Origin of the sequence: Corynebacterium sp. CCUG 65737 (assembly GCF_024454115.1) — a bacterium.
Taxonomy (GTDB): domain Bacteria; phylum Actinomycetota; class Actinomycetes; order Mycobacteriales; family Mycobacteriaceae; genus Corynebacterium; species Corynebacterium genitalium.
On the sequence record NZ_JAGPZB010000025.1, the window covers coordinates 1 to 7,431 of the forward strand.

Below are 7,431 nucleotides of genomic sequence, written 5' to 3' on the forward strand. Positions count from 1 at the left end.
GACGAGGAGCCGGAGCCGACCACCACGGACGAGCAGCCGGAGCCGACCACCACGGACGAGCAGCCGGAGCCGACCACCACGGACGAGCAGCCGGAGCCGACGACAACGGACGAGGAGCCGGAGCCGACGACGACGACGGACGAGGAGCCGGAGCCGACCACCACGGACGAGCAGCCGGAGCCGACCACCACGGACGAGCAGCCGGAGCCGACCACGACGTCGGAAGAGTCCCCGACCACAACCACCACCGGAGACCAGACCGTCCCCGGTGACGATGACGGTGAGACCGGCGGCAACGGTGACGGAACCAACGACGGTGACGATGACGGTGAGACCGGCGGCAACAACGACGGGACCGACGGTGAAGACGACGGCGGAACCAACGGCAACAACGACCCCAACAAGGAAGGTTCTTCTGCCTTCCCGTGGTGGCTGCTGCTCCTGGTCCCGGTCATTCCGATCGGTAAGTGGTTGATCGACAACTTCCCGGGCGGTTCCTCGAACCCGGCACCGGGCAAGCCATCCCCGGGTGAGCCAGCGCCGGGCCGGGGAGATAAGCCTGCTACGGACGAGCCGGGTGGTTCGGAAGGCCAGGGTGACAAACCCAAGGGCAACCAAGGCAATGAACCCAAGGGTGGAAACGGCGACAAACCCCAGCAGGCTGAGTCCGGCCAGCCTGGACGAGCCCCTGGTGGGAAACTCGCACAGCCCGGTAAGCCGGGTGGCGGCCGCCAGTCCATCCAGTCTGTGCCGTCCGGCGCAACTGCGAAGAGCGGTAACGTCCCGGACTTCATCGGCTAAAAATTAACCGCTCACCGTGAAAGACGGGCTGAAGGGAGAGATCCTTTAGCCCGTCTTTTAGTTTCCTCCCAAGACAATGACAATTGCTTGGGTATCGATGTCCCTTTCCAGCCCAAGTATGATTTAGGATATTTCGCGATGAGTACTGCGACACCAAACCCCAACAACCTGCCGGACCCGGAAGATACTTCCTACGGGAAGTACCCGGATGACACCCAGGAAAGCGAAACGACCGAAAGCTCGAATAAGAAGCTGCCCCTGATCCTCGCTGCGCTAATCGGCGCAGTCGCCCTGATCTGCGCCATTGTTTTCATCCCGTGGGGAGGAAGCGACGACACAGAGGAGGCGTCGGAGGTACCGCAGCCTCAGACGAGCGCGGCGCCCGAAATTATCGAGGACGGCTATGTCGACGATTCCGGTCAGCAAGAAGAGGAGCTCAAACCGGTCCCTCAAGGCCATGAGGACATCAATGAGATGGCGTTGCAGATGAGCATCGGCACCGCGCCGGTCGAGATGGTGGGCCTGACGGCTGAGGGTGCGCTCATTCCGCCGGAGGACGTCAGTCGTCTCGGGTGGTACGCGTCGTCCGCGATTCCGGGCGATCCGGAGTCGAAGGGGTCCACCGTGATCACCGGGCACGTCAACCACCAGACGCAGGGCCAGGGTTTCGCTTACAACTTCACGCAGCTTGCGGCGGGCGATGAGGTCTCCGTGCTTATCGACGGCACCACCCACACCTACCGCGTCACCAAACCTCCCTTCCGCGCCTCCAAGGAGGGGGCTCTGCCTGAAGAGGTGAATGATTCGACTGGTGAGAACAAGCTCGTGTTGATCACATGCGGTGGTGAGTTCGTCGGTGGAACGCTCGGTTATGCAGACAACGTATTCGTTGTTGCAGAACCAATTTAAGCCTTGCTCAGGAATTTCGTAGAAAGTTCTCCGTCAGCCTTTACATATAATTGAAAACTGGGTACGATGCTCAACGTGCTCTGACAGTTACCTAAGAATTTAAACTAAAACTGTGAGCGACGTTCGAGACGTGCCGATCACTCTTGTCGGTATCGCCATCAGGACGAAACAGATATCGACTAATCAAGGAGTGATTCATGGACGCGCAGCGTAGTCTCGTGGGCCGTAAAGGCCTGCGTGCAACCCTCATCGCGTTGGTGACGGTTTTCGCCGTCTTCGTCGCCGCAGCTTTCGGGGGCAATGTGGTTCCCACAGCTAACGCGACTGAAGATGGGCACGTTCACGGCGAGTCGGAACAGGCCAAGACTGCCGAATCCGAGGCTGAAGAGCGTGCCGAGCAGCACGAGTCTGAGCGGGCGCACACTGATGGGGAACCGGGCGAGTTCCACATTAAGAAGGAAATCGAAGACTCGAACCTGGCTCACGAGGATATGCCTGACGCAGAGACGCAGCTGAAGGACGCCACCTTCGAGGTAACCCTGGAGTTCGAGTTCCCGGAGGGTCAAACCGCTCCGGCGAAGCTTGGGCTGGATGGTAACAACACCAAGACCGTCGATCTCTCCGTTGGTACTGACAGCTACCCTGATGAAAGGGGGCTTGCGTTCTCGGACATCCCGGCAGGCACGAAGGTGACCCTCTCGGAGACCGGCAAGCCGGAGCTCGATGGCTTCCACTTTGACGAGGAGAAGTTCATCGCTGAGCAGGTCTCCCCTGGCGATAAAAGAGTTCTGAAAGATGAGGGCAAGACCGTCACCATCGAGTTCGAAGGCGACGATTGCTTCGAAGTCACGCTGACGAACCCGATCAGGAAGACGGTGCCGGGCGAGTTCCACATCAAAAAGCAGATCGACTACTCGAAGCTGACCGACGAAGACGCGGCTAAGGCTAAGGAACTGGCGAAGGGGAAGCAGTTCCCGGTCAACATGACCTTCGAGTTCCCGGAGGGCACCAACCGTGAGGCTGTGCTTGAGGGTAAAGAGTTCGAGCTCGTTGGAGAGAACAAGGCGCAGGTGAAGCTCAACGTCGACGCAGACCTCGAATCCTACGCAGCTGTCGGCGGCGACGAGAGGGGTATCGCATTCTCGCACCTCCCGATCGGCACCAAGGTGACTTTCTCTGAGGGCGAGAAGCCTAACCTCGGGGGCTTCGGTTACGGCGAGGAGGTCTTCATCGTGAAGGAAGGCCACCCCCACATCAAAGACAAGCCTGTGAAGGATAAGGGTAAGACGGTCACGATCCAGATCAAGGGCAATGACTGCTTCGAGATCGCCCTTTCGAACCCGATCACGTCTGGAGCCACTCCGGGCACCGATACCCCGGGCACCGATACCCCGGGCACCGATACCCCGGGCACCGATACGCCGGGCACCGATACCCCGGGCACCGATACGCCGGGCACGGACACCCCGGAGGAGCCGGGAAGCTCCGATGACAAGAAGAACCTGTGGTGGCTCCTGCTTTTGGTTCCGGTCATTCCGGGTCTGATCTGGCTGTTCAACCAGGGTCCGGGTACGTCTTCCACCCCGACGCCGGGTAAGCCGGATGACAACCCGCAACCGGGTAAGCCGGGTGACAACCCGCAGCCAGGCAAGCCGGGTGACAACCCGAAGCCCGAAACGCCGCGCGAGGGTGACAAGCCCCAGCAGGCGCGGCCTGGTACTCCCGAACAACCGGTGAAGCCTGGTGCGCCCAGCGATGGGCGTCAGCCGATTCAGTCGGTGCCGTCTGGTGCGACTGAGAAGGCGGACGATGTCGCTGATTTCATCGGCTAGGAGCTAACCACTACCTAGAAAAGGCGAGCTGAGGGAGCGTTCCCTCGGCTCGCCTTCTATTTCCCGACAAGTGGGTGAGAACTGCATGGATATTCAGGGCTGATCTCGACTCTTTCAAGGCTTGGTTACTGAATCAATGAACATGGAGCTGGACGTAAAGAAGCGGGTGGACTGCGTTCAGCAGCCGACCCGCTTTATTGTTCTTATCCGATGAAGCGCGCCGTTCGATCCGTCAACGCCGTCGCGCCGGACGGCACTGACTGAATCGGTCGCCGTCCCTCTGCGGATGGGGCAGTGGGGGGACCAGAAGGCTGAACACCTTCAGAGGCAGGCCGGCCAGACGCGGGAGCGGACGGGGACTCACTTGGATAAGTAGCCGGCAACGGAAGCTTTGACGGCGCGGTATCCGTCTCAACCTTTCCAGAGCTATCCGTCGTTGTAGGCGTGACTGCGCTGGAAGGTGGTGGAGCTGTCGGGGGCTCCGATGGTGCCGACGAATCTGGCGGTGTCGGAGCTGTTGTCGGAGCATCGGTGGAGCTGGTGGTTGGCTCAGCGCTCTCCTCGGTGGCAGTGGGGCTTGCCGGTGTGCTTTCTTCGGTGGATTCCGGGGATGGTTCTGGGCAGGACGCATCGGGATTGAATGTAAACGAATGGAAGACGACCTCATCCGGTTGAGCCTGAGGATAGAGTTCCTCATTGGCTGCGGAAGTCCACAGATTGATGTGTAGCTGTTGCGTGCCGTTGTCGATCGGCACCCGTTCCGTCGCTGTGACATCGCTCAATATAGTGCCGTCGGATGTTGTCGTCGTCACGCGGAGAAAACCTTCGCGCCACTCGGCGACCGTGGTCAACCTCTGCGGCCCCTCGGGGATATCGAATCCACTGATGAACATGCCGTCACCGGGTTCCGGGGCCTTGGTCAGATCGTCGGGATAGTAGGTGACGCCAGCATGCGGCAGTGTCCAGTCTTCTTCGCCCCAGCGACTGATCTCGATGAAATCGATTTCAGTGAACCCGCCTTGGGTGATGTGCGTGTCGTCGACCTGTGCAGCGAGATCGTAGAGGAAGATTCCCAACACGCTACTGGGGTCCATGTGGCCGAAGTCAGCAGAGTATTCGAGAGTATAGGTTCCATATCCCACCGATTCGGTGGTCATCAGCTCCACACCGCCGCGGATTCCTTCGTTGCGCACGGCGAGGTCCCCCGCATCATTCACTGAGGCACCGTTAACCCAGTTGCCGACTGCTTCACCGGGAGCGGGTGCTTGCGGTCCGCCCCATGGCATGTAGTGGTTTCGTTCGCGAACGCCCCATTCGAAACCGGCCCAGTTGAACGTATTGAAATCGTAGTCGGTGCGGAACCGAGCGCACTCCTGGGAAACGTTTTGCGCTGGATCGTCAGGTTCAGCGAAGCTCATTGGCGGAAGCGTGATCGCTGCCGCGAGCGCGACAGCGAAGGCACGGTGGACAGCACGTTTCTTCATTACCCGGCTTTCTTCTTCTCGAGGGTGAGCATCGTATGGGTTGCGTTGGTCCCCGTATATTCGAGCGGGACAATCGACGGGTTTGGCGACTTAGGCTCGCTCAAGGAGGTACGCAGCACGCACCGATAGCATGTAGTTACCGCGTCAATCATATAGGGGCCGATCGTGCTTGCAACTCTTGATTGTGAAAATCCCGGAGTTTTCGTGGTGTGACCCTGGACGGAACCTGACACAAGTTGCAGAAGTGGAGACCCGTAGCGCGGAAAACTTGCGAATCATTTGGGAAACTTTGGCGTTCGGTTATGTGTAACCGCCGGTCATCGAGCTGGGAGAGGGGGTGCACTAAAAAATGTAGCCAAAAACTTGACCTATTAACCAACGGTGCTACGATCTCAACTGTCTCTGTCAACACGCTTAAAGCAACGTCATAAGAGGCAGAGTATACGAGTTTACGGCGATACCGAGCACTCCTTTTCGGTATTGATCCGAATCCCAATTAGAGGAAGAAGGAGTGAACATGAACAGTCAGAATGCAGCCGGCATGACAGTCGGCCTGCGTCGAACGCTGATCGCTCTGGTGACAGTCGTCGCCGTAGTGATGGCAGCAGCGTTCGGTCTGAAACAACTGCCGATGGCTAAGGCCGATCCGGTGGACGTCACCATCTCGGACGTGACTATCGCCAAGCAAGGCGACGGTTCCGAGCTCACCAAGGGCAACGTCGTCGACGTTCGCATGAACTGGGAAGCCAACGGTCCCTTCAACGCAGGCGACACCTTCGAGGTTGACTTCCCGGCAACCTTCAAGCCGCAGTCGATTGACTCGTTCGATCTCAAGGACGAGAACAACGTCGTCGGCGGTACATGCTCTGTGGCATCTGGCGCCCAGACCTTGGTATGTACGCTGAACGAAGAGTTCACCGAGAAGGAAAACGTCAAGGGCCTCATTGGTCTGCGTGCGCAGGCCGAGGCTGCCTCTGAAGACGAGGAGTTCCCGTTCACCGTCAGGGGCAAGCAAGAGACCACCCCTGTCGCGAACGTGCCTGGTGGTGTGAAGGAGCAGGGCGATATCACCGATTACACCGGTGTGGAGAACCTGGAGAAGAGCGCCCACATCGCCTCCCTGAGCGACGAATACCTGATCTGGGACATTCTCATCCCTTATGAGTCCTTCAAGGACGCTGACCAGATCGTGATCACGGACACGATTAAGGGCACCAACCACAAGCACGTGGATGCTCATGCGCCGGACGGTACCGTGCGTGCAGGCGCGACGCAGCGCGATGCTCAGAACCAGCAGTCGTACATGAACGAGAACTTCGAGGTCGTCAGTGACCAAGAGCTGCGAGTCACCCTTTCTCCATTCTCAGCAGGCACGAAAGACGGCAACGGGAAAGAATACGACGGCACCTGGGAAGAGGGGCAGGACATTTACCTGACCTACTGGACTCAGCGCCTGAACGAGGTCACCAAAGAAGGTGACACCTACTCCAACAACATCTCGGTCAACGCTGACGGCAACGTCACTGAAGCCTCCGCCAGCATGTTCTGGAACACCGACGGCTTTGGCACCATTGAAGGTGTCAACACTGGCTCCTTCTCACTGACCAAGACCGTCGAGGTCGAGGGTGGGGAGCCCTGCGAGGCTCTCGAGGGCGCTAGCTTCCCGGTCAACGTCACCATCACCCTGCCGGTAGGCTTCGAGGAAAACGACTACCCGAACAGTGAGGGCCGCGGTAACCGTGAAGGCAACGTGATCACTTACACCGACTACGTGCAGGACGGTGCCACCATCCGCGGCTACGACAGGTTGCCGGCTGGCACCACTGTCGCATTCAGCGAAACGCAGCCGGAGATCGAGGGCGTGACCTTCCAGGAGCCCGTCTTCTCCCAGCAGAGCATCACCATCGAGGATGAGAACTCCTCCAACGTTGCCGTCACGCTGACCAACCCCGCGCAGTGCACTCCTGAAGCCCCCGCCACCGGCGGCTTCACGGTGAACAAGGTCGTCGAGGGTGTTGACGAGGAGGATGCTGAGGCATTCAACAACATCCAGTTCCCGATCACCGCTAACATCACCTCTGCTGAGGGTGAAGAGCTCGACCCGGTTGAGGGCACCATCTCCGTAAACGGCGAGGAACTCACCGGTGAAGCACCGGTTGGTGCAACTGTCGTCATCACCGAGGGTGGCCCGGAAGGTGAACTGCCGGAGGGTTACACCTTCGATGGCGCCACTATCACTATTGGCGGCGAGGAAACTAACGAGTTCACCATCGCTGAGGGTGAAGAGACTAACGTCGAGGTGACGGTCACCAACTCCTACATCAAGGACGAGCCGACCGAGCCGACCGAGCCGACCGAGCCGACCGAGCCGACCGAGCCGACCGAGCCGACCGAGCCGACCGAGC

The 7,431-nt window shown here is 59.4% G+C and carries 4 protein-coding genes and 1 pseudogene; 4 read left to right on the forward strand and 1 reads right to left on the reverse strand.

Annotation, left to right across the window (positions count from 1 at the left end):
* The 3 genes and pseudogenes from KBX17_RS11235 to KBX17_RS11245 all read left to right on the forward strand — a co-directional run.
* A pseudogene (locus KBX17_RS11235) lies at positions 1 to 801 on the forward strand (hypothetical protein); the annotation flags it as partial.
* A 138-nt stretch (positions 802 to 939) separates the two neighbouring features.
* A complete protein-coding gene (locus tag KBX17_RS11240) occupies positions 940 to 1,710 on the forward strand; it encodes a class F sortase (RefSeq protein ID WP_256019895.1) in 771 nt (256 codons plus the stop codon).
* Positions 1,711 to 1,907: 197 nt separating this feature from the next.
* Positions 1,908 to 3,542: a DUF5979 domain-containing protein gene (locus KBX17_RS11245; RefSeq protein ID WP_256019896.1), complete on the forward strand. Its 1,635-nt coding sequence runs from the start codon at positions 1,908 to 1,910 to the stop codon at positions 3,540 to 3,542.
* Between the two features lie 203 nt (positions 3,543 to 3,745).
* On the opposite strand, the gene KBX17_RS11250 is transcribed toward KBX17_RS11245, so the two are convergent.
* The gene (locus tag KBX17_RS11250) at positions 3,746 to 5,026 is read right to left on the reverse strand and encodes a hypothetical protein (RefSeq protein ID WP_256004725.1); all 1,281 of its coding nucleotides are present in this window, start codon (positions 5,024 to 5,026) and stop codon (positions 3,746 to 3,748) included.
* Between the two features lie 517 nt (positions 5,027 to 5,543).
* Between KBX17_RS11250 and KBX17_RS11255 the strand changes: the two genes are divergently transcribed.
* Positions 5,544 to 7,431, forward strand: a 1,888-nt coding sequence (locus tag KBX17_RS11255) for a DUF5979 domain-containing protein (protein ID WP_256019898.1), incomplete at its 3' end; no start/stop codon positions are given.

Coding starts and splice junctions, on each gene's coding strand:
- KBX17_RS11250 (WP_256004725.1), bottom strand. CDS start 5,026: ATGAAGAAACGTGCTGTCCACCGTGCCTTCGCTGTCGCGCTCGCGGCA.
- KBX17_RS11240 (WP_256019895.1), top strand. CDS start 940: ATGAGTACTGCGACACCAAACCCCAACAACCTGCCGGACCCGGAAGAT.
- KBX17_RS11245 (WP_256019896.1), top strand. CDS start 1,908: ATGGACGCGCAGCGTAGTCTCGTGGGCCGTAAAGGCCTGCGTGCAACC.